Origin of the sequence: Ruminiclostridium sufflavum DSM 19573 (assembly GCF_003208175.1) — a bacterium.
Classification (GTDB): domain Bacteria; phylum Bacillota; class Clostridia; order Acetivibrionales; family DSM-1351; genus Ruminiclostridium; species Ruminiclostridium sufflavum.
Genome location: NZ_QKMR01000016.1, coordinates 85,830 through 110,885, shown reverse-complemented (window position 1 = coordinate 110,885; position 25,056 = coordinate 85,830). Strand labels below are relative to the sequence as shown.

Sequence of the window (25,056 nt, the reverse complement as noted above, 5' to 3'; positions counted from 1 at the left end):
CTACTCCTTTGTAGCTACATAATTGTATCAAAATTTCTCTGATACTCTGTTTGTATTGATTATATATCGCCTTTCGTCTATACTTTGGAGTGAACACTATATGATATTTACACATCCATTTTGTGTGAGCTAAGCTGTGTTCCTTATTTGCCATTAAAATCACCTTTCCTCTCGTTAATTTAGTAGCTTGAACAACTCTATTTTAACGAAAAGGTGATTTTTTTGTATAACTTCTGTCGCGCACCCGCATAGCGGGTGGTTTATTGTTTCGCATGGCTCATTTCTCTGCCGAGAAACTTGCCTTATGCTCAACAGGCTAAAGCCCATAAACAAAAAGCTCCTCGAAGCCATTCCGGTTCAAGGAGCTTTTGTTTTTCAAATGCTGTTATTTAATTACTGTTTTACCCGTCAGGTATTTATCAACCTCCCCAGCCGCAAGCTTTCCTTCCTGAATAGCCCATACAACAAGACTCTGGCCTCTTCTCATGTCACCGGCTGTGAAAACCTTTTCTACATTTGTCTCAAAAACTTCATATTCTGCTTTTATATTACTTCTCATATCTCTTTCGAGCTTGAGTTCATTCGGAATAGTATCCTCAGGTCCCAAAAAACCCATAGCCAAAAGAACAATATCTGCCTTCCACACCTTTTCGCTTCCGGGTACCTCCATAGGGACAAACCTTCCTTTTGAATCCTTGCCCCAGGTAATCTCTACAGTGTGGACTTCCTTTACCTCACCCTTATCATTTCCGGCAATTTTCTTCGTTGAAATAAGGTAATTCCTAGGGTCCTTTCCTGTCAGGCTGATTGCCTCTTCCTGACCATAGTCAACCTTGAGCTTTTTGGGCCACTCAGGCCAGGGGTTTGTTTTTTCAACTCTTTCATGAGGTGGCTCCGGCATTATTTCAAACTGGTAAACGCTGCCGCAGCCATGTCTTATAGAGGTGGCGACACAGTCTGTACCCGTATCTCCGCCGCCGATAATTATAACATTTTTATCCTTCGCACTGATATAATTACCATCCTCAAGCTTTGAATCAAGCAAGCTCTTTGTATTCGCTTTTAAAAAGTCCACCGCAAAGTAAACTCCCTTGAGGTCTTTTCCCTCAACCTCAAGTCCCCTTGCCTTGGTTGCTCCCCCGCATAATACAACTGCATCGTATTTGTCAATTAATTCCTGAGCCATAACATCCTTGCCCACTTCAGTATTTAATATAAATTTTATTCCTGCTGCTTTCATCAGCTCAAGGCGTCTTTCCAGAATCCCCTTGTCAAGCTTCATATTTGGTATGCCGTAAACAAGAAGACCTCCTGCTCTGTCACTTCTCTCATATACAGTCACCTCATGACCTACAAGATTAAGGAAATATGCGGCAGATAATCCGGAAGGCCCGGAACCCACAACGGCGACCTTCTTACCTGTTTTCTCCGCTTTTTTTATTTCAACCCAGCCTTCTGAAAAAGCCTTCTCTATAATCTCATATTCCAAATCATGTATTGTAACCGACTCCATATTATAGCCCTCGGTACATGAGCCTTCACATGGTGCAGGACATACTCTTCCCGTAAACTCAGGGAAAGGATTTGTCCTTATAAGCCTTTTGTAGGCTTCCTTCCACTGTCCCTTATATACAAGATCATTCCATTCAGGAATAAGGTTCTTTACAGGACAGCCTGCCGCCATACCACTCAGCAAAACACCGCCGTGGCAGAAAGGAATTCCGCAGTTCATGCATCTGGCTGCCTGTACTCTTACAGCCTCTTCATCCTGAGGAAGCCGTATTTCATTCCAATCCAATATTCTTTTTTCAGGAGATCGTTTCTCCGGATTGACTCTTTCATACTCTAAAAAACCGGTAGCTTTTCCCATCGTAATTCCCACCTTAATATATAATCATTTTAACTTCAGATTTCACCTTCAAATGCCGCCATCAAGGCTTCATCACCAACAAGCCCGGCTTTATGAGCCCTTTCAATATTTTCAAGCATTTGTTTGTAGTCCTTAGGTATTACCTTGGTAAATCTCTGCAAATAGCCTGTAAAATTTGCAAGTACCTTTCTTCCAAGCGGACTGCCCGTATACTCAACATGCTTCTCAAGCATTATCCTTATTTCATCTATTTCGTGCTGATCCTCAAGCCTTTCCAGCAATACCATGGATTTGTTGCAATATATATCGTCAAAGTCAAGTATATATGCAATACCGCCTGACATTCCCGCTGCAAAGTTTCTTCCTGTCTTGCCCAGAATCACTACTTTACCTCCGGTCATATATTCACACCCATGATCACCTACGCCTTCAACAACTGCTTTTATACCGCTGTTTCTGACACAGAATCTTTCTCCCGCAATACCATTGATATAGGCCTCACCCTCTGTTGCACCATAGAAGGCAACATTTCCGACTATAATATTCTTTTCGGGTACAAAGGCGGATACCTTAGGAGGATATACAATAATCTTTCCGCCGGACAAGCCCTTTCCGATATAGTCATTTGAATCACCTTCAAGCTCAAGCGACATGCCCTTTGGTATAAAGGCTCCGAAGCTCTGACCTGCGGAGCCCACGAAGGTAAGCTTTATTGTATCCTCAGGCAGGCCTTCCTCACCGTATCTTTTTGATATTTCACTTCCTACAATCGTACCGACAACTCTGTCAACATTTTCAATTTTCAGCTTGGCTCTGATTGGTTTTTTATTTTCAAGAGCAGGCTTACACATTCTGAGAATCTTTTTGATACCCAGAGTTTTATCCATCATATGATTCTGCATCTGTTTATTATATCTGCCTACATCAGAACCGGCATACGGCTGATAAAGAACAGAAGACATGTCAATATGCGAAGCCTTCCAATGCTTAATATTATCTTTTGTTTTAAGCCTGTCTGTACGTCCGACCATTTCATTTATTGTTCTGAAGCCTAACTTTGCCATTATTTCACGCATCTCACCGGCAATAAACCTCATGAAATTCTCAACATACTCGGGCTTTCCTTTAAAGCACTTTCTCAGGCTTTCATCCTGTGTGGCTATACCGACAGGACATGTATTAAGATTGCAGACTCTCATCATCACACATCCGAGAGCTATGAGGGGAGTTGTGGCAAATCCGAATTCTTCCGCTCCGAGCATTGCGGCTATAACAACATCCTTACCTGTTAAGAGCTTTCCGTCTGTTTCAAGAACGACCCTGTCTCTGAGCCTGTTCAGAACCAAAGTCTGATGTGTTTCCGAAAGGCCGAGTTCCCACGGAAGGCCTGCATTCTTAATGCTAGTCAGAGGAGAAGCACCTGTTCCTCCGTCATAGCCGCTGACAAGTATAACATCTGCCTTGCCCTTTGCAACACCTGCGGCAATCGTTCCGACACCTACTTCAGAAACCAGCTTGACATTTATTCTCGCATCACGGTTGGCATTTTTCAAATCATGTATAAGCTCTGCCAAATCCTCAATGGAATATATATCATGATGAGGAGGCGGCGAAATAAGATCCACGCCCGGCGTAGAATGTCTCACCTTTGCAATTGCCGGATATACCTTTTTGCCCGGAAGCTGTCCTCCTTCTCCAGGCTTTGCTCCCTGAGCCATTTTTATTTGTATCTCACTGGCATTTGCCAGATAATTGCTTGTAACACCGAAACGGCCGGACGCTACCTGCTTGATGGCACTTTTTTTGGAATCACCGTTTTCACATATCTTGAATCTTTCCGGATCCTCTCCGCCTTCACCGGTATTGCTTCTTCCTCCCAGTCTGTTCATGGCAACAGCAAGGCACTCATGTGCTTCCTTACTGATAGAGCCGTAAGACATAGCTCCTGTCTTAAATCTTTTTACAATGGATTCAACCGGTTCAACGTCTTCTATAGGTATAGCATCACAGAAATTATAGTTGAACTCAAGTAAATTTCTTAAGGTAATGATTTCTTCATCGTTTATTTTATTGGAGAAAGTCTTAAACAGCTTGTAATCGCCTTCTCTGCATGCCTTTTGAAGCAGATATATGGTTTCTGGATTATATATATGCTGCTCCCCGTCATCCTTGCACTGGAATGTACCTCCCACCTCAAGGGTATCAGTGTAGGGTGAGTTTTTATTGTAGGCACTTTCATGCCTCATTTGATTTTCTTCAGCTATTTCTTCGATTCCTATACCCTCAAGCCTTGACGGAGTCAAAGTAAAATACCTGTCAATTACATCTCTTTTAAGACCTACTGCCTCAAATATCTGAGCTCCATGATAGCTTCTTATTGTTGATATGCCCATTTTCGTTAATACCTTGAGTATACCTTTAACCGAGCCCTTAATATAATTCTTTATTCCGTCTTTATATGATGCATCTCCGAGTAATCCCTTACCGGAAAGCTCCTTTATTGTTTCATATGCCATGTATGGATTTACCGCTGTTACCCCGTAGCCTAAAAGTACACAAAAATGGTGTACCTCTCTTGGCTCTCCTGATTCCAGCACTATTCCAACATTTGTTCTGATTTCTTTTCTTATAAGCTGATGGTGAAGTCCCGAAGAAGCTAAAAGAGCCGGAACAGCAGCAAATTCCTCATCTACTCCCCTATCTGATAATACAATGATATTTGCTCCCCCGTTAATGGCTCTGGCCGCTTCCTTGAAGATTCTTGACAAGGCCTTTTCCATACCTCTTGCACCGCTTGCCGCCTCATATAAAATAGATATAGTGGCTGTCTTGAAATATTCATTGTTTAACTTTTTGATTTCTGCAAGCTGACCGTTTGTCAGTATCGGATGCTCAAGGAAAATACTTGCGGTTTTATCCCTGTCCGGTTCAAGCAGGTTTCCTGCAGTTCCCAGCATAATGCTGCTCGAAGTTACTATTTCCTCTCTGATTCCGTCGATAGGAGGATTTGTAACCTGTGCAAACAGCTGTTTAAAATACAGATACAGCATCTGAGGCTTTTCCGACAATACTGCCAAAGGAGTATCCATACCCATAGCACCTACAGGATCAATGCCTTGTGCAGCCATAGGCTGAATTATTTTCATAATATCTTCATAAGTATATCCAAAGGCTTTTTGCTGCTGCAGTATATTTGCACCCGGTTCCTCATGTGCATCTGCCTGAGTGTCTATATCACTGAGGTTAAAAATATGCTTTTCGTTCCATTCCTGATATGGATACATACTTGAAACATCATGCTTTATTTCCTCATCCGATATAATTCGCTTCGCCTTGGTATCTATAAGAAGCATCTTGCCGGGCTCCAGCCTGCCTTTATATTCTACATTTTCAGGCTTTATATCAACTACTCCGACTTCAGAAGCCAGAATAACCTTGTCATCCTTTGTTACATAATATCTTGACGGACGAAGACCATTTCTGTCAAGAACACCGCCGATGACATCTCCGTCGGTAAAAGCCATGGCGGCAGGGCCATCCCATGGCTCCATCAAAAAATTCTGGAATCTGTAAAATTCTCTCTTTTTATCAGACATCAGCTTGTTCTTTTCCCACGGCTCAGGAATCATCATCATTACCGCATGAGGAAGCGATCTGCCTGTAAGATGTATAAATTCAAGACAGTTGTCAAACATGGATGAGTCACTTCCCGATTCATCTATTATCGGATAAATCTTTGAAATATCATCAAACAAATTTGAATCAATACATTTCTGTCTGGCCTTCATCCAGTTTACATTACCTCTGATAGTGTTTATTTCGCCATTATGAACAATATATCTGTTTGGATGTGCTCTTTCCCAGCTTGGAAAGGTATTGGTACTGAATCTTGAATGTACCATAGCCAGTGCCGAGGTGAAATCAAGATCCGAGAGATCCAGATAGAAATTCCTGAGCTGTTCGGCTGTAAGCATTCCCTTATAAACGATGGTTTTGGAGGAAAGACTTGCAATATAGAAAATTCCGCCCTTATCTTCACACATTGGAACAATAAGCTTTTCTGCTCTTTTTCTTATTATATAAAGTTTTCTTTCAAATGACCTTTCATCAGTTATATCCGGGCTCTTCTTGATAAATACCTGAATAAACCTTGGCATTACTGCTTTTGCACTTTCGCCGATTGTGCTCTTATCGATTGGTACCTCTCTCCAGCCTAAAATTGTCTGTCCTTCCTCTTGGACAATTCTTTCAAAGGCCTCTATTTGTGTTTTTCTGAAATCGGAATATCTGTGCGCAAAAATCATGCCCACACCGTAATTCCCTTTCTCAGGCAGCTCAAAGCCCAGCACATCACATTCTCTTTTGAAGAAATCATGAGGTATCTGAACCATTATTCCTGCTCCATCACCTGTGTTTTCATCAGCTCCGCTCGCTCCCCTATGGTTTAAGTTCTCCAGTACAGTCAATGCATCCTCAACTATGTCATGAGACTTTTGACCTTTTATACTGACTACGAATCCCATACCGCAAGCATCATGCTCCAGCGACGGATCATAAAGACCCTGTTTTTTTGGTAAGTTAAAATTTTGCATAATCACACCCCTAAGGTAAGTTTAAAATCCAATTCTTCAAATGGTAAGTTTTTATATAATGTAAATTATTCAAAAGCAGAAACCTATAAAGCCCTTTCTTTTAAACTCCTTACACTAAATCATCTCCAGCTTTTAAAGCCAATACCGCTGACTGAAAATATATATACTTTTATTAATGTTTATTCCAAATCAATCGGTAGTAATTTACCCATTTACAATATTTCTTAATCTCCTAATCCGTTCCCATATCTTACTCAAAGCCAATACTTTTAGTTCTGCCGGCTGTCTGATAAAAGTCACCCGATTCATGTTTGTACAGAATAAAAAAATTCTACAATAAGTTATGAAATTTTAGTTTGTAGAATACATTGCATATACTATTAACTTATCCTGCAATCTACAACTAATTGATTTTAAATCATTAAGGCTTTATCAGCAAAACAGCTTATCAAAATGTTTTTTCATTTAAAACCCTAAAATGTAAATACTTTACATTTTAATGGTGCAAAAGTTACCTGCACTATTAGCAGTTGAATTTTTTATACTGCCGAAATTATAAGAACTTATGCGAAAACAGTACAAAAAACCAAATTATCAGTTGACAGTATCAAGACTATAGCAATTGGCCATAGAAATTTGCAGCATATCGTCAATCATTATTCTCATAAAGGTAAAAAATAAAAATTCAGATTAACAGAGTAAGTGTTACATGGAGCTACTGAGGGGATTCGAACCCCTGACCTATTGATTACGAATCAATTGCGCTACCAACTGCGCCACAGTAGCATCTTTAAGTTTTAATACAATAATGTATAACACCCTTCTTAAAAAGCCTCACTAAAAACCCCTTCACAATCACAAATCAGCGATACATAAATATAGCCCTGTTATAAAAATCAATTACAGCTTAAAACCCCGCCGTAAAAGCTCAATATTTATTAACAATCCTACGAACATTATTTTAGCACTATAAAAAGCAAAAAACAATACATTTTGCAATTTTAAAGATACAAAATTGCAAATTTACAAATACTTCAGCTATAATCGCCTTAATTTCATAAAAAAAATCTGTATCCAAAGTATCAATATTTGCTTAGCCAGCCGGCATTTATCATATTTTATTTCCAAAATAAAAAAGTTCTAAGCCTGAATATATATGAACCCCTCCAAGTCTTAGAACTCTTTTACTATATATCATAGTTTTTTAAATTACCATCCCAAATCCTTTTTAATCTGTGCTGCCAGCTGGTCAGCCATAATTTGATGAGTCTTTACAGTAGGATGCCAGTCTTCACCGTAACCGTTTGCCTGATCCTGCTGGGGAAATTCTATAAAGTGCACCTTATTATCCCCCGAAGTTTTTTTGTCGTTAACCACCGTTCCAACATACTTATTCATATTTTCCAGAGTTTCTCCATAAAGCATAGGACCAACGGCACAATAAATATGAGCCTCGGGATACTGGCTGCGGATTTTGTCTGCCAGTTTAGAATACTCAGCCGTAAATCTTGTTCCGTCAAGAGCTACTGTGCTTATATCATTAGTTCCGAGATTTATAACAACTACATCCGGAACCCATTTTGTGTAATCCCACACCTTTGTACTGTCATACGGCAATATCCTTGAATAAAGGGAAGGCATCAAGTCCTCCTTATTTCCCCCGTAATTCTGGACAACGCCCTTTCCCGACCAGCATACCGTCGTAACCTCGGCACCTAATAATCTTCCTGTTACTGCACCATATGCCATATATGCATTTTCGTTTTTGCTTGTGAAGCTCTGATACTGGGTGGTTCCTTCATTTCCATAGCCGCATGTAATAGAATCCCCGATAAATTCTATGCGTTTTGATGATGCATCAGCAGGAGCAAGCAGATTCCCGCCGGCAACGGTAAAGCCCAGAAATTGCACTTCACCAATAGAAGCTTCAGTTCTTTTAACCAGCTCGACTGTATGTGTTCCGTTTGAAAGACCGGATGCAAGTATATAAGCCGCCGAAGAACCGGCCGGTGTATTGATAGGAGCTTTAACGGCACCGTCTATTATCACATTGAAATAATTATCCCCTATGGATTTTAGCTTCGCACTTATTCCTGTACCTGTGAAATTGGCTTTGATTGTTGAAGCACTCCATGCAAATTTAGGTCCTTCGGGGTCACTGGTATCAAAACGTCCTATGTATTGAACACCCGGAGCCGCAGGTATTGTACCTTCAGGCAGGGTGTCGATAATACCAAGAAGATACCTTTTCAGAACAGCAAAGTCTAAAACATCAATTCTGTTATCCAGATTGAGGTCCATATACCCTAAAAACTCCACTGTTTGAGACGAATCTAATAAATATTTCTTAAATAATGCAAAGTCAAGGGCATCAACACTCTGATCCTCATTAATATCACCGTACAATCTTCCTGACTCCGCTTCTGCTGAAATTACCGAAGCGGCATTAACGGCAGATATAGGAAAAAGCACTGTGAAAAGCAATACAAATACAGCAATAAAAACCCCTGCTTTTTTGATTTTTTTTATACTCATCATTTTTCCGAACCTCTCCTTTTTGGTTTACTAAAAGTCAATTACTATCGGCTAATTAAAATAAAGCATCCCTCCTTTATATAACTTTGCAGTGTAAAATTGCCTTAATTTGATGATATTTATCTTAATTGTATAGTTATACCAGCAAAAAAACAATAGCCTCGTTAGTAATCCCGGCATAAAGCAGTCAAATAATGTCAGTTAAAGGACTGTCCTGTCATAAATGCAAAAATGGTGCAACTCTTTTTGAGCTGCACCAGCAATAATCAATATCGGAAGTAAAACCGACAAATAAAAACAATATGATATTTTATGTTAAAAGTCAATTACTATCGGCTAAAAACCGATTTAATCGGTCGATAGTTTGGGTTGGAGGCTGAAGCCTCCTAAAGTAAAAACAAATTCAAACCCAAACTGTGCTCAAAATAAGCTTAAAAGCTTATTTCGCCTGAAAAGACGATATATCGTTGCGAAGATTTGAACCGTAATTGACTTTAGTCAACCTCGGAATCATAGTAACAGCACTTCAACAATTTTTCCATGTCCTGCTGGGACGGCTGACGCGGATTTGAACCTGTGCAGGCATCTGAAATAGCAAGCTCTGCTATTTTAGGCAGCTTCTGAAGAAATTCCTCTTCCGGAATAATGCCTTTATCGGCAACTGCACCGCCATCACCGTAATTTTTAATGCAATGAGGTATATTTAAATCATCATTCATCTTGCGAAGCATCTTTATAAGCAGCTCAACCTTTTCTTCTGCCGTATTGCCTCCGAGATTAATAAAATCCGCAATATCAGCATAACGCTTGGCAGCTTCCGCATCCTTGCTGTTATATTTTATAACCTTTGGAAGGTACATTGCATTTGCGGCACCGTGAATAATATGTCCGTTTTTAAATGCCGCACCTGTTTTATGCGCCATTGAATGAACGATACCCAACAATGCGTTTGAAAATGCCATGCCGGCAAGACACTGCGCATCGTGCATTTTTTCACGTTTTGATAAATCTCCTTTGTATGAATCAATGAGATTCTCATAAATCATTTTTATGGCATGAAGAGCCAAGGGATCCGTATACGAAGTATTTGCGGTAGAAACATACGCTTCCACTGCATGTGTCATAGCATCCATCCCCGTATGAGCAACCAGAGTCGCCGGCATTGTTGCCGCAAGATCAGAATCTACAATGGCAACATCAGGAGTAATCTCAAAATCAGCTATAGGAAACTTAACACCTTTCTGATAATCAGTAATAATAGAAAAAGCAGTTACTTCCGTAGCTGTGCCGGAAGTCGTCGGAATTGCACAGAAGTGAGCTTTCTTACGAAGCCTTGGCAGGCCGAACGGTACGCACATCTGCTCGAAAGTAATTTCAGGATATTCATATTTAATCCACATTGCTTTGGCAGCATCAATAGGAGAGCCTCCGCCCATAGCAACAATCCAGTCGGGCTTAAATTTGTCCATTGCCTCAGCGCCCCTCATAACAGTCTCAACAGAAGGATCCGCTTCTATTCCCTCAAACAGCTCAACTTCCATACCGGCTTCTTTCAATAAATTTACGGCTTTATCAAGAAAACCGCTTCTTTTCATTGAGCCTCCGCCTACCAAAACCATAGCCTTACTGCCTTCAAGAGTCTTTAGGGCTTCAATAGATCCTTTTCCGTGATACAAATCTCTTGGTAATGTAAAACGTGTCATATAGAATCCTCCAAATAATATGTCTATTAAAACTATATATTAATTATATATTTTTATTATATACAAGCATTCAATATTAATTCAATAAATATAATTTGGCGGAAAATGCTGCCGTATATTATTGATAAGGTTTGCGCCTATACGGTTATTCAAACCATATAGGTGTGGTATACGCCCTGTGACTTTTTTTATCCTCTTCCACACAATATGCTCTCAAATAGCACTCCTTCTCAACAGGTATTTTAGCCGTAATAAAGCCCTTCCCTGCATTGACGGCTGTGGAATAGACCTGCTGTTCCTGAGTCCAGCCTGTTTTCCCTTTTATGACATATATATTCATGCCGTTTGTTGTATTGCAATATGAAAGCTGTAATTCCACAGTTCCGCTTCCAATCGCAAGAGTATCCCCCATCCATGACCAGTCTGATGCTCCTGCTTTTCTTGCCCAGAATGCAAGCCCCGGATAGGTTGTGACATAATGATGCCCCCTGCTTAACCCGGCTTTGATGCTTTCATGAGTCAATTTATCGGCATATACAACAGTGTAGCATTCTCCCAGATGATTTTTTGATTCCGTATCGCTGCCTGCGAAGGGATAAACCTTTTCCCCGTGCAGCAGACGTTTGTCAATCCATCTCGTTGTGGAGCCCTTGTTATTGTCAGCCCATCCTCCGTTCAATATCTCCATGCCTGTTTCCCCGTGTGTGTATGCATAGGTATTTATTCCGAAATTCCAAGGCTCCGTCATGCTTTTTCCCCAATTTGCATGGTTGATTGTAACCAAGCCTCCATTTTGCCTGAGGTTATTTATACCCTGCTGGGAATCAGGCGAGGATGCCTTTCTGAAAAAATCTGTTGTACACGGAACAAAGGTATTATTCAATATTCCGTTGCAATGGCATGTATCACGTGACTTTGAATTGTTAACAAGCTCCGCGCATGATAATTCCTCACCGTATAAAAATGCGAAGCTGTTATCGGATAAAGCTGTTACAGTATGCTTCTGAGTTTCAAATTTTTTTGAATTCAGGCAGTAGGCATGGTCTGTCAGAGTAAGCCAATCCAGCCCTGCCGCCTTGGCGAGAGGCTTTAGCTCCTGAATTGTATATATTCCGTCACCAAAGTAATAATCCCAGGTATATGTAGAATGTGAATGCGTATCTCCGAAGTACCAATTTCCTTTTTTCAATCCGGGTGCCGCCGGAAGCCTCTGTAAGGTTCTGTTACACTGCAATTTAATTTTCTTTGAACCTTTTACTGCCTTTCTGTCCCTTACTCCATCTCCCTCTATGGTCAGAACCAATTCCAATACACCTTTTTCATTGAGCTCCTGAATCATTTCTTTGTCCAAATTAAATCTGATATATTCTGTAGCTTTTTTAAGCTTTTCATACCGGGATTTTAATTTTCTTTGTTCGCTGTCGGTCAGTAAATCTGTCCTGCTCCTTAATTCTTCAACGGCTCTGAGTGAATCGCCGCTTGCTTCAAGCTCTTCCCTCAGTTCCTTTCTGTACTCCTTTTCATTCCAATTGCACTTGGCACTTCTTATGTAAACAGAGCCTTTAGACCTTGTATTGGTTACTGCCGCAATCACAGGAAAGGACTCTGCCTTGCATATTACAGGCGGTGCTATAACTGATATCTCTATATCTCCGCGGGAAAGCTCCGGATTATCGCTTTCATTGCAGATATCGGAATTAGACTTTAAATCTGAATCTCTGGAATTATTCAGTTGATTTTTTGTAAATGCCAGGCCTAGAATAAATGAAATAAATCTTTTCATCCGGCTGTACCCCCTTAAAAGCTACTAAATAAGGTTCTCTCTTTTCTGCTGACCTCCGCTGTTATAATGCAATATTACTGAAGGCGGCATTTGATATGATTTCAGGAAAGCATTAATTTCCTCAATATTTTCTTTAGTATCTGTGACACCGGGTATTTGCGGTGTTCTGGCAATTACCTCAATATTTTTTTCTTTTATAAGCCTTTTAAAATTAGTGATTATTTTTTCATTATTTACACTTGTAAATTGCTTGTGGTCTTTTGTATCCCATATTTTAATGTCATAATACACAATATCCAAGTAAGGCAGAATCTTTTCCTGAAAGGCACTGTAATCAAAATACCCGCAGGTCTGAACCGCACATTTAATTGAATAAAGCTTCAATTCCCTGACCGCCTGATGCAGATAATCAATATGCATTAAAGGCTCGCCTCCGCTGAAGGTCACGCCCCCATCAGAGATATAATAATATTCCTTATCCTTTAACAGCAAATCAACAAGTTCCTTTACTATATATTTTCTGCCGATTTTCCTGATTGCTTTTGCAGGGCATTTTTCGGCACAAATACCGCATGCCGTACATTTATCCGAAGCAATCACCGCTGTTGTTTTTATTTTAACAGCTTTTTGAGGACAGCATTTAAAACAGCTTCCGCAGCCTATACACTGCTTTTTATCATAAGACATCTGTTTATCTGCCGAATAAGCTTCTGGATTGTGACACCATACACACCTTAAAGGGCATCCCTTAAAAAATACCGTTGAGCGAATCCCCGGTCCGTCCTCCAGACTTCCTCTCTTAATATCAAAAATAAACGGTATTTGTGTGTCAGTCAATTCATATCCGCTCATTCAGTCCGGACACAGTCTTCCGGTAGCCAGCAGAAGCAAATGCATGGACATAAAGCCGAACTTGCCTATATAATTGATATTGCCTATAAAATCAATTTCCTGATTTAATAAAGCATTTAATACATCTGGCGCTCCTGACAGCAGGAATTTAAAAAGTGACCTTTCATCTTTAAAAATCAGTGTAAATGTAGGATTTTGAAGCTTCTTTTCTGAAACCTTGAGTATATTATCTTCAAACTCTGCGGCCACATACATGTCTCCTGATTGGTTTGTAAAAACATACTTTGCATTGAAATTCTCTATGTTTTTACTGTATTCCTTATCTATTAAAAGCATCAATGACATAAGGCTCAGCAAAAGCTCCAGAAATCCGTCGGCTATACCTGACTGTATAAGCTTTTCCAGCTCTTCCTGCTTAATTTTTGCCCTGTAGGTACGAAATAAAATTAAATTTAAAAATTCCTGTATCAATTTTTTCACTCCTCAAAAAACTCGAAATTTAATTTCAATTTGAATTTATTTATTATATAGAATTGCATTTCCCGTATTAACAGAGTACTGAGTACGTGTAATCAGCTCATCCTGCATGGTTTCATTCAAGTCGTTGAAATATGCCGAATACCCTGATACTCTCACCAGCAGATAAGGATATTTAGACGGGTTTGCCTTAGCTTCTTTTAACATTTCATAAGACATTATATTAAACTGAATTTGCTGTCCCCCCTGTCTGAAATAAGCTTCTATATAATCACCGAAATGCGGTATGTCCTTATCAGTAAGGCATTGAAATTTTATATTAAGAGCTTCTCCTCCGGGGATATTCACACTTCCGAGAGCCGCAACACTGTTCAGGCATTCGGTGATACTGCCGGCAGCTCCCGAAACCGGCGTAATACCGCTTGCAAATGCCTCATAAGCTTTGCGCCCGTTCGGAGTAGCATATGTTATTTTTCCCTGTCCCGCATGATTTGTCATACTCCAATAAGCAGGCCGGTATTTGCCTCCTCTGTAGTTGGTATGGCTTTGGTAGACCTCATATAAAAATGAAATTATCTCTTTTGCATTTTTCTTGGCAAAAATATTGTCTGTGCCATATTTGGGTGTGTGCTTCAAAAGATATTGTCTCAATGCTTCCCGGTCTTTAAAATTAGTTTTAATCCCATTAAGAAGCTCCTCAAAGGTACAGTATTTTTCATTGAAAACGGCACATTCAACAGCGCTCAAGGAGTCCACTGTATCGGCAAACCCTACATGCGTCGCTCCTGATGAATTGTAAACGGCACCTCCGAAAATCAAATCTGCTCCTTTTTCCATAGGTCCTTCAAACAAAGCAGATAAGAGAGGCGTAGGCAGCATCTTCTGGTGTACCGCACCAAACCTTTCATTCAAATCAATAGCCTGCTCTATTAACCATTTTGCCTGCTTCTTATAGGCATTCATAAATTCGTTAAAATCCTTAAAAGCAGCAGGCTCTCCGGTTTGAGGCCCCCACTGAGTCGCCCCGGTGCTGTACCTCCTGCCGTTATACAGTGCCATTTCCAACGGTGCCGCTAAATTCATAATAACAGAGCTTGAAGCATCATAGCTGCGTCCTGCCGCTGCCAGCTCCACACAGCCTATAACCGCATAGTCTCTGGCATGCTCCGTTCTTGTCCCTTGATTTACAAGAGTAGAGATGTTTTCAATATCATTGTAAAGGGCAGGAGCTGACAAGGTGCTCGCTATTACTTCACATACCCTGTCTCTGTATTCCCTTGTGTTTTTTTCATAATGAAAGCGCGCATTCATACTTGGTTCTCTGGTTTTCAAAAGCTCAGTAACTCTAAGCATGATGTATGTCAGGTCATTTACCGCATCTTCCCCTGCTTCATCTATTCCGCCCACTGTAACAGCCGGAGCTGTTCCTGCACCCCCGAAAAGCTCTTCTGAGGCTTGCGGTACAACATCTACGTTATCCCCCAATTTAAGCCACAAGCAGCCTGTTATTTCCAAGGCCTCTTTAATTGTGAGCTTTCCGTCCTTCATATCCTTCTCATAATAAGGATACAGTATCTGATCCAATCTTCCCGGGCTTATTGCCATATTAATGCTTTCGGCATGTATACCAATCAGGCATATCCAGATGCACTGCACAGCTTCATAAAATGAACGTGCAGGTTTTGCAGGCACCTGCCCGCAAATTTCCGCCAGCCTTATTAATCTTTTCCGTTCCTTTTCATCCGTGCAGGAGGCACTTAAACGCCTTGCCTCTTCTGCCAGATGCGAGGAATATATTATCAATCCTTTCAATGCAATTTGTACGCTCTGATAAAACTCCGCATGCTTTACCGCTTCCTGACCGGAGCCGGTCAGCGCCTCTTTTTCCTTTTCTTCGGCTTCTTTGATAACAGCATTTAAGCCTTCTTTCAGTACACGCTTAAAATCCGGTACGGTATGGGAAATACAGCCTGCTTTTCCTGAAACATAAAACATTATTTTTTCCAGAAGCTGTATTGATTTTATATTTCCATACCAGCTTTTAGCCGTTGCCAATACATCCCTGTCAATCCAGTACGGATAAATTTCATAATTCAGAATATCAAGCTCTTCCTTTGTCAATAATTGAGGATTCTTTTCTCTTTTACTGATTGTTTCCAGCTCAGACCATATTGTTAATCCGATAAATTCAGGATATACAGGTGCTCCTTTTCCCTTTGAGGTGGTGTTTCCTGCCAGCAGGCTGTTGTCATGGAAAACAGAAGCCTTGTTGATTAAATAGTTCTGTACAGCCTTCGCCCGATAAACAGCGTCACAGTCTCCTGCTTGATTGTTCTTTTTTAAATATCCGGTAATAAATTTTGCACGCTCGATGCATATTTCCACAGGAGCGGCAATCAACCTGTCTCTCAGCACCTTCAAGTTTTCAAAACTATTTAAATCATACTCCTTAAGAGAAATATCCTTTAATGTAACAGTTGACAATTATTTTTCACCTTCCTTGACGTTGCCCAAGCCAAACGATACAATACACAAAACAACCGGATTCTTTAAGCTCGTGCATACCGGCTGAATTATTTTGATGGCTTTAGCAGACTATTTCAATAACATACTACATAAATATATTTCTCGGAAACATGTTATATGCATAATTTTGAATTAACTTACTGTACCTGCGGTTTTTTTGCAAGGTCATCGATAAGTTTGAGCAATGGCAGGCTTGAAAACTGAACAAAGGCATCAGTGCGTATTATATTTTTTATACATTATTTACCATTTATTTGCATTAATTTACACGTATATCTTATTTATTACATTGTTGCAATTAATGTATCAATTTTTGTGGTATACTATACTTATAGCTTATATTTAAATTTTACAAAAGTTGAAGGGATGAATTTAATGTTAGAATATTGCAAATGTGGTTCTCTTATGATTAACGGAAGCTGCACTCACAAAGGCTGCAGCAACAATTTGGCCTCCCAGGCAAAAGCAAAGGCAACGCGTGCCAAGGCATCAGCGATAAAAAAACCGGTTAAAGCAGCAGCCAGTACAGCGGCCGGCACCCCAGCCAAAAGCACCAAAGTGCCAAGGGCCTCCAAATGTATCACCTACAAATTAAGTGACCTGCCTCAGATTGAGGAATGAAAAAAATATAATTCAGCTGAAAAGGCGATAACAAGGAACAAAATTGTTATCGCCTTAATAGTATTTATTTCTAAGGCAGCTGTTCCTTATACTGCTGATTTGAAATCTTGTCAACCTCCTCTACTATTCCCTGATTATCCAGCTCATTTGTATAAAACTCCTCATAGTCCTCATACCCTCCCATATCCTGAGGGGTATCGGCCGCTCCGTATTTCATTAAATCATTAAGCTGGTCAAGGCCTTCAAATTCATCATCCTCACGCTTGTTTAGATATTTCCTGCCGAACGGCGCATCAAACACTTCCTTGTAAGACATATCGGGAGTATTTATTTCCGAGGCCTCCTTCTCTTTTTCACAGCTAATGCAATATCTGGCTGACGGCAGTGCCTCAAGTCTTTCATAAGGAATATCCCCTTTACAGCTTTCGCATTTGCCGTAAGAACCGGTTTCAAGCTTGCTCAAGGCTCTTGCTATATCATTGAGCTTGCTCTGCTCATGAACCTTCAGAGCCATATTCATTTCAACCGAATACAGCTCACTTCCCAAATCGGCAGGATGATTATCATAATTTGAAAGCTCCTCCGGAGAATCCCCGCTCATTTTTGCTTCGCCGTTTTCCCTCATCAGCCCCAAGGTTTCGGTTATTTTTTCTGCTTCGTCAGCAAGCTTCTCTTTAAAATGGTTTGTTTTATCTGCATCCATATAATTCCTCCTTTAAAATTCCTGATTTCATATCCTCAAAATTTAACTGTTTCTTATAAACAGAGGTTTTCCCTTCTATCTCGGATTTTTCATACTATCCTGAACTATTTCCACTATATCGCTTATAAACTCCCCGATATACGGAAGATTAATTGTAACGATAAACTTCAGTATATAAATAGTTATCGCACTCAGGACAGTAAATCCTATTGCTATTCCGAAGCCCCTTGCCAAGCCGTTTGTAAAGTTTGCCCATAACATTTTTCTGGGGTGCTCAATAAAATACACATAATCGACAAACTTCATTTTCTCCATCTTCAATGCCATTTCATCAACTTTTTTAGTTAACAGCTTAATTGCGGTATTTTCCTTTGCCATCTGCATTTATTTCCCCCTTCACTCTTTAATATGCTCATTAAGCTGAAACAAGTTCGTTTGCACTGTTTTTTCATAAAAAAAACCGTCAGCATCAGCTAACGGTATTTTCTGCAAAAACACGCCTCTTTATTTTTAAAATTATTTCCTGTTATTTTGATAAATCAAAAAGTACTTTTTTTATTAGCTCGCTGTCCTCAATATTGCACTGGAAAACCTCACCTATCCTGCGAGGTAAAACAAATTTCAGCTTATTATCCTTTACCTTTTTATCATAGAATATATGGCTGTATACCTTTTCAACGTCTAAGCCCGGCAAGGATACAGGCAATTCAAGTTTTAAAAGCATTTTTTTTACGTTTTCAACAGCAGCTTCATTGACAGCACCTAAATATAAGGATAGCCTGAAAGCACCTGCAATTCCAATTGAAACGCATTCACCGTGAAGCAGACTGAAATTTTGCACTGTTTCTACCGCATGGCCGATGGTATGCCCAAAATTCAGAATTGCCCTTAATTCATTTTCTTTTTCGTCCTCTTCGACAACACTGCCTTTAATCGCACAGTTTTTCTTCGCAAGATACTGCAGAACATTCTCATCATAATTAAAGATTTTCTCTGCATTTTCATTTATATAATAACAGTACTCCTCATCCAGTATAAGTCCGTGCTTTATAACTTCCGCAAGGCCTGCGGAAACTTCTCTTTTCGGGAGTGTCTTAATTGTATTTACATTGATGAATACTAATTTGGGCTGATAAAATGCTCCTATAACATTCTTGTGTCCGTTAAAATCAACGCCCGTCTTTCCTCCCACACTGCTGTCAGCTTGGGATAACAAAGTAGTCGGAACCTGGACAAAATTTATTCCCCGCATATAGGTAGCCGCGGCGAAGCCGGTAATATCCCCCACCACACCTCCGCCCAGTGCCACTAAGGTATCTGTTCTGTCAAATTTGTATTCCACCAATTGCTGATATATTCCATATACGGCTTCCAAGTTTTTGTGCTGCTCACCGGGTGCGAGAACATGCCTTGAAACCTCAAATCCATTATTTTCCAGTTCCTTCGAGCATATATCAGAATAATATTTGTCAACATTTTCGTCAGTAACAATTAAAAGCTTTTTTCCTGTTCTAAGAGACAGAAAGGTTTTCCCAAAATCATCAAAGCTGGTGGTAATACATATCGGATAGCTTCTCTCCTTTAAATTTACCATATGTCTAATCATAGCTGCTCCCCCCAACTGCATTAATTTTTTTAAAACAACAGATAATTGGGACGAAATATGCCTGTGCAAGTTCCGTCCCAAATTTTAAGCTTAAGTGCAAATAATAATTCAGGAAGCTTTAGCCTGAAGCATCAATATTAGCTAAAAAGGATACGTACACCCTTCCCGATGCTTCAGCCGACCACATCAGCGCATCTCTTGCACAGGGTAGGATGCTTTTCATCCTTTCCCACGTATTCACTGAACATCCAGCATCTATCACATTTATCGCCTGAGGCCTGTTCAACAGAAATTTTGATTTCGGGCATTTCATCACCCTTCTGAGCTCCTTCTGAAGCTTCAGACAGCTTTTTAACCGAAGCATCGGAAATTATAAATATTGTAACCAAATCACTCTCAAGACTCTTTATAAAATTATAATCCTCTCCGTCTGCAAATATAGTAACCTTTGCATTTAATGAGTGCCCTATTGTCTTATTTGCTCTTGCAACTTCCAACGCTTTTGAAACATCGGAACGAAGCGCAAGTATCTTATCCCATTTCTCTGCCAATGTCTTATCAATATATTTTTCATTCATTTCCGGCAAATCGTTCAGCTGTATGCTTTCAGTATCATCGCCGGCTCTATGAGGCATATACTGCCATATCTCCTCAGTAGTAAACGCAAGCACAGGTGTAAGCATCAGTACCAAAGAATGCAATATTTCATACATGACGGTCTGCGCAGCTTTTCTCTCCTTTGAAGCTGCCTTGGAGGTATACAGCCTGTCCTTAATTATATCAAGATAAAAATTACTCATATCTACAACGCAGAAATTGTGTATGGCATGGAACATTGTATGGAATTCATATGTTTTATATGCTTCAGTTACCTTTTTAATCAGCATAGTCAGCTTGTAAAGCGCCCATTTATCAAGCTCGCACATTTCCGAGTAGTCAACGCTGTCAGTATCGGGGTTGAAGCCGGCTATATTACCGAGAATGTATCTGGCAGTATTTCTTATTTTCCTATAGACCTCCGATAACTGCTTCAATAATTCCTTTGAAATTTTGATATCGGTTGTATAATCGGACGAGGCAACCCAAATTCTCAATATATCCGCGCCATATTCCTTTATAACATCAGCGGGGTCAATACCGTTCCCCAAGGACTTGGACATTTTTCTCTTTTCCTCATCTATAACATATCCATGTGTCAAAACCGCTTTATACGGCGCTTTCCCTCTCGTTGCCACAGCTGTCAGCAGTGAGGACTGGAACCATCCTCGATGCTGGTCACTTCCCTCTAAATATAAATCCGCCGGAGAAGACAAACCTTCTCTGCTTTCCAACACAGCTGCATGACTTGAACCGCTGTCAAACCAGACATCCATGATATCCTTTTCCTTCTCAAACTCCGAATGTCCGCATTCGCATTCAGTACCGGCCGGTAGTATTTCCGAGGCAGATAAGGCATACCATGCATTGGAGCCCTTTTTCCTGAACAGGTCTGCCACAGCCTTGATTGTGTCGGCATTTATCAACTCTTTTCCGCATTCTCTGCAATAGAATATCGGAATAGGCAAGCCCCAGATTCTCTGTCTGGATATACACCAATCCCCTCTGTCCTTTACCATATTTGTTATTCTTTCTTCGCCCCACTCGGGAACCCATTTAACACCCTTGATTGCATTTAAAGCCTCTTCTCTGAAGCTGTCTATAGAGGCAAACCACTGCTCGGTTGCACGGAAGATTATGGGGTCCTTGCATCTCCAGCAATGCGGGTACTGATGAACTATTTTCTCCGAAGCAAGGAGTCTTCCGTCAGATATCAGTCTTTCCAAAATTGCTCCGTTAGACTTTTTGTAGAACATTCCTGCAAAAGGACCTGCTTCCTCTGTCAATACACCCTTGCTGTCAACGGGAACGATAACAGGTATTTCCTTGTATTTCTGACAAACCAGATAGTCCTCAACACCATGTCCGGGAGCAGTATGAACACAGCCTGTTCCGGCTTCCAGAGTTACATGGTCGCCGAGAATAACCATTGAATCCCTGTCCAGAAAAGGATGCCTGCATTGAATTCTCTCAAGCTGGCTGCCCTGATATTTTTTAACTGTTTCATATTCCGATATCCCTGCGGCTTTCATGGTTTTTTCAACCAATTCAGTTGCAAGCACATAGTACTCATCATTTGCTTTAACAAGTGAATACTCAAAATTTTCATTCAGGCATATTGCAAGGTTAGCAGGCAAAGTCCATGTTGTGGTTGTCCATATAACAAAATTAACCTTTTCCTTGTCAGCAATGCCTTCAAATAATCCCTTGTCGTCTCTCACCTGAAATTTTACATAAATTGATACCGTTGTATCATCAGCATACTCAATTTCAGCTTCGGCCAATGCTGTTTCACATTCCGGACACCAGTAAACAGGCTTCAAGCCCTTATATATATGTCCGTTTGTAGCCATTTTTCCAAACACCTCTACCTGCATCGCTTCAAACTCAGGCTTTAATGTAATATACGGGTTTTCCCAATCAGCTCTGACTCCCAGACGCTTAAAAGCATCTCTCTGAATATTCAGATACTTCATTGCAAAGCCTTCACATGCTTCTCTGAAAACAACAGGCCCTACCTCGTGTCTTTTCAGTCCAAGCTCTTTAATGGCTCTTTGTTCTATAGGAAGTCCGTGAGTATCCCAACCGGGAACATAGGGAGTATGGTAACCTGCCATACTGTGATATTTAACCACTATATCCTTCAAAATCTTGTTAAGTGCAGTTCCAAGATGGATTCCGCCGTTTGCATAAGGCGGTCCGTCATGAAGTATAAATGTCGGCTTGCCTTCTGTCTTCTCGAGCTGCTTATGATAAATATCCATGTCTTCCCATTTTTTCAGAAATTCAGGCTCTCTTTGAGGCAAATTTGCTCTCATAGGGAAATCTGTCTGCGGGAGATTTAAAGTCTTTCCATAATCTTCTGGCATTTTTCTTTCCTCCATAATTTATAATTTTTAAAAATAAAATGATAGGCATTATTTAAACATAACAAAACCCCGTTCCACACAGGGACGAGGCTATTTTCGCGGTACCACCCAATTTATTTGCAGCATGCTCCTTAAACACAGCAAAATTGTAAAAACAAGCATTGCAGGTTTAAAGCATGATAACAATCACTTCATTTGTATAACGGCTGTTCACCGGCGCACCTTACACTAAAATCAATTTCAGGCTGCAACTCATGGAGGATTTTCAAAAGCTTGAACCTGTGAGATTTCACCAAATCCTCACTCTCTTTGAAGCCAGCTGCTTTCTACTCGTTCCAATCATCATTATTTAACATATTTAAAAGCTTTATTTACAGTTATTTATTTATAATACATCAACGAAATATTTTCGTCAAGGCATTCATTTAAAAACTATTGGCACAGTCGCTGCTATGCTTACAATTCAGCCCATAACACCACCAGGATATAATTCACATAAATTCCTTAACCCGAATACTATGTAATGAGTTTTTAATCATATAAAATTCTATGTTTTTAAAGGGAAAGCCGTATCCGCGTAGCTACAGCTTAAAAGCCAATTCAAGCATAGCTGTGAAAGCACTTGCATACCGCTGCGAAGCAGAGGTCCGCCACTGTTGCTTTCATAATATTTTGTGCCGGTACCCGGCGTGGGGGTTAATATGAAGTACGATTTTGATATTATTATTACTGAAATAAAGGGCGGTAAATATAACATTATAGGAACCGGTTCTTCAAGAACAGTCTATGATTTAAATGACGGTTTTGCAGTCAAGATAGCCCGGGATATCAGGGGCACCCTGCAAAACGAATCCGAGCGCAAAGCCTACCAGTCTCACCGGTCTGAGCTTCTTGCAGAAGTAGTAGCCGTATCAGAGGATAACAGATGCCTTGTTATGCCCAAGGCTAAAAGAATCAAAAATCTCTCTGTAATTTATAACTATTATAATAAAAGAAGTATAAAGTCATTGTTTATGCATGACAAATTAATTATCGGAGATATAAAAAACAACGGACTTAGCTCAAAGGATCTTTCCAGAGCCTCGAACTGGGGCCTTATAGATAATGTCCCTTTAATTATTGATTACGGCCTGACCCACAGCATCTACAAAAGGTATTACGGCCCCAATAAGCTTTTTAAAAGGTTTAAACCAATACAATATTCATGACTGGATTTAATTACAAAAGTATTGTCAATTCTAGGCTTAACGTAAATGCCATAATATTACTGATTATTGAAAAGGGCATTCTCCAATATTATCATCCCTTCTCTTATCTGTTCAATACCAGATGACGCAAAGCTCAGCCTGATATAGCTGTCCCTGTTTTCATTGTTTATATCATAAAAAATGCCTGAAGGTAAAAGTAAAAGCCCATTTTTTTTACAATCGTCATAAATGTTTTTTGCCGACAGATACTTCGGCACTTTTATCCAGAAATACAAGCCGCCCTTAGGCCTGTCAAAGCTAATACCGCGCTTGCACAGCTTTTCCAGTCTGCTTAGCATGAATTCGTATTTACCTTTGTATATTTCTATCATATATTGGTGGTGTTCATCCCATTTCCCGCTGTCAAAATACATGTCCAACGACCTTTGTATAAGCCCGGAGGAGGAAATATCACTGGTATTTTTTATTTTAGCGAAATCATTGATAAGTAAATCGGGTATTACCATACATCCCGCCCTCAGACCCGGCATCAATATTTTTGAAAAGCTTTTTAAATATATTACATAAGCGTTATTATCATCCAGAGCCTTGAGTGTTTGGGGGCTGGTATCTTCATAGCAAAGATCCGACATGGAATCATCCTCGACGATAAAGGTATTGTATGCCTTGGCCAGCTCAAGCAATTCCCTGAGCTTCTGACGGCTGTAGGAAATTGTGGTGGGATTTTGAAAGCTTGTCATTACATAAAGAAGCTTTGGCTTGCAAATCCTTATTTTCTTTTCCAAATCAACAAGGTCAATTCCGTCCTTTTCAAGCTTAACCCTTACAACCCTTGCGCCTCTGGATTTAAAAACTTCCGTTGCTCCGTCATAGGTGGGATTTTCAGTAATAACATAGTCTCCCGGATTTAATAATACCTTTCCTATCAAATCTATTCCCTGCTGGGCTCCCGAAACAATCTGAATATTATCCTCGTTTTCCATTTTAATCGAATACCTTTTATCCAGATAATTAAGTATTGATTTCCTGAGAGGTTTAAAGCCCTTGCTGTCCTGATATCCGAAAGCAAACCCCTTATCTCTTTCTATGACTTCATTTATACATTCTTTAAAGGATTCCACAGGAAATACGGACGGATGCGGCGTGGCACTGGCAAAATTTATTATTGGCTCATTATCAGCTATACCTATGTCACTTGACGAATATATTTCCTCCTTTTGCAGCCTGCTGCCTGATACATAATACCCGCTGCCCTTTTTAGCCGTAATATATTTATTATTTTCAAGCTGCTTATATGCATTTATAACAGTTACATTATTAACTCCCAGCCTTTGTGCAAAGCTTCTGATTGCAGGCAGCTTCTCACCCGGCTTTATTTGTCCCGCCGCAATCAGCTCCTTCAAGCAGTCAAACAGCTGAAGATATTTCGGCCGAGCAGATTCTGTTAATTGTATCGATACATTTATCATATTACCTCCTGATATCATAAATCATATTGACATTTCAAATATGTTGTGTAAAAATATTCAAGATTTATCCCCAATTATCTTAATGTGTTACGATACAATTTAGCATATACCATATTAAGAAAAAAGTACAGTGTTTTTCAACAGC

The 25,056-nt window shown here is 40.0% G+C and carries 16 protein-coding genes, 1 tRNA gene and 1 other annotated feature; of the genes, 2 read left to right on the top strand and 15 right to left on the bottom strand.

The window, feature by feature from the left end; genetic code table 11:
* From LY28_RS13480 to LY28_RS13435, 10 genes are all read right to left on the bottom strand, one after another.
* On the bottom strand, positions 1-154 hold a 154-nt coding region (locus LY28_RS13480), incomplete at its 3' end, for a transposase (protein ID WP_207658080.1).
* Positions 155-385: 231 nt separating this feature from the next.
* Positions 386-1,870: a glutamate synthase subunit beta gene (locus LY28_RS13475; protein WP_110462708.1), complete on the bottom strand. Its 1,485-nt coding sequence runs from the start codon at positions 1,868-1,870 to the stop codon at positions 386-388.
* A gap of 35 nt (positions 1,871-1,905) precedes the next feature.
* Complete coding sequence (gene gltB, locus LY28_RS13470) at positions 1,906-6,462, bottom strand: glutamate synthase large subunit (protein ID WP_110462707.1); 4,557 nt, start codon at positions 6,460-6,462, stop codon at positions 1,906-1,908.
* A 710-nt stretch (positions 6,463-7,172) separates the two neighbouring features.
* A tRNA-Thr gene (locus LY28_RS13465) sits at positions 7,173-7,248 on the bottom strand.
* 423 nt (positions 7,249-7,671) lie between these two features.
* Positions 7,672-9,000 (bottom strand): SGNH/GDSL hydrolase family protein, encoded by a 1,329-nt coding sequence (locus LY28_RS13460; protein WP_242981287.1) that lies wholly within the window; start codon positions 8,998-9,000, stop codon positions 7,672-7,674.
* Positions 9,001-9,491: 491 nt separating this feature from the next.
* Entirely contained in the window at positions 9,492-10,700 is a 1,209-nt protein-coding gene (locus LY28_RS13455) for an iron-containing alcohol dehydrogenase (RefSeq protein ID WP_110462706.1), read from the bottom strand.
* A gap of 145 nt (positions 10,701-10,845) precedes the next feature.
* On the bottom strand, positions 10,846-12,483 hold the full coding sequence (locus LY28_RS13450; protein WP_110462705.1) for a CehA/McbA family metallohydrolase: 1,638 nt from the start codon (positions 12,481-12,483) through the stop codon (positions 10,846-10,848).
* A 24-nt stretch (positions 12,484-12,507) separates the two neighbouring features.
* Positions 12,508-13,320, bottom strand: a complete 813-nt coding sequence (locus LY28_RS13445) for a glycyl-radical enzyme activating protein (protein WP_165835568.1) — start codon at positions 13,318-13,320, stop codon at positions 12,508-12,510.
* A gap of 15 nt (positions 13,321-13,335) precedes the next feature.
* Positions 13,336-13,806 (bottom strand): hypothetical protein, encoded by a 471-nt coding sequence (locus LY28_RS13440; protein WP_110462703.1) that lies wholly within the window; start codon positions 13,804-13,806, stop codon positions 13,336-13,338.
* A gap of 45 nt (positions 13,807-13,851) precedes the next feature.
* Positions 13,852-16,296: a pyruvate formate lyase family protein gene (locus LY28_RS13435; protein WP_110462702.1), complete on the bottom strand. Its 2,445-nt coding sequence runs from the start codon at positions 16,294-16,296 to the stop codon at positions 13,852-13,854.
* Between the two features lie 417 nt (positions 16,297-16,713).
* On the opposite strand from LY28_RS13435, the gene LY28_RS13430 reads away from it, so the two are divergent.
* Positions 16,714-16,959 carry a hypothetical protein gene (locus tag LY28_RS13430; RefSeq protein ID WP_110462701.1) on the top strand — a complete coding sequence of 82 codons (246 nt, stop codon included), beginning with the start codon at positions 16,714-16,716 and terminating at the stop codon, positions 16,957-16,959.
* Positions 16,960-17,029: 70 nt separating this feature from the next.
* On the opposite strand, the gene LY28_RS13425 is transcribed toward LY28_RS13430, so the two are convergent.
* The 4 genes from LY28_RS13425 to ileS form a co-directional block, all read right to left on the bottom strand.
* Complete coding sequence (locus tag LY28_RS13425) at positions 17,030-17,662, bottom strand: TraR/DksA C4-type zinc finger protein (protein WP_110462700.1); 633 nt, start codon at positions 17,660-17,662, stop codon at positions 17,030-17,032.
* A 75-nt stretch (positions 17,663-17,737) separates the two neighbouring features.
* Positions 17,738-18,046 (bottom strand): DUF5665 domain-containing protein, encoded by a 309-nt coding sequence (locus LY28_RS13420; protein ID WP_242981285.1) that lies wholly within the window; start codon positions 18,044-18,046, stop codon positions 17,738-17,740.
* Between the two features lie 142 nt (positions 18,047-18,188).
* Positions 18,189-19,268, bottom strand: a complete 1,080-nt coding sequence (aroB, locus tag LY28_RS13415) for a 3-dehydroquinate synthase (protein ID WP_110462699.1) — start codon at positions 19,266-19,268, stop codon at positions 18,189-18,191.
* Between the two features lie 173 nt (positions 19,269-19,441).
* Entirely contained in the window at positions 19,442-22,234 is a 2,793-nt protein-coding gene (gene ileS / locus LY28_RS13410; RefSeq protein WP_110462698.1) for an isoleucine--tRNA ligase, read from the bottom strand.
* Positions 22,235-22,311: 77 nt separating this feature from the next.
* Positions 22,312-22,586, bottom strand: a binding site (T-box leader).
* Positions 22,587-22,935: 349 nt separating this feature from the next.
* On the opposite strand from ileS, the gene LY28_RS13405 reads away from it, so the two are divergent.
* Complete coding sequence (locus LY28_RS13405) at positions 22,936-23,442, top strand: hypothetical protein (RefSeq protein ID WP_110462697.1); 507 nt, start codon at positions 22,936-22,938, stop codon at positions 23,440-23,442.
* A 56-nt stretch (positions 23,443-23,498) separates the two neighbouring features.
* On the opposite strand, the gene pdxR is transcribed toward LY28_RS13405, so the two are convergent.
* Entirely contained in the window at positions 23,499-24,911 is a 1,413-nt protein-coding gene (gene pdxR, locus LY28_RS13400; protein WP_110462696.1) for a MocR-like pyridoxine biosynthesis transcription factor PdxR, read from the bottom strand.
* Positions 24,912-25,056: the final 145 nt, after the last annotated feature.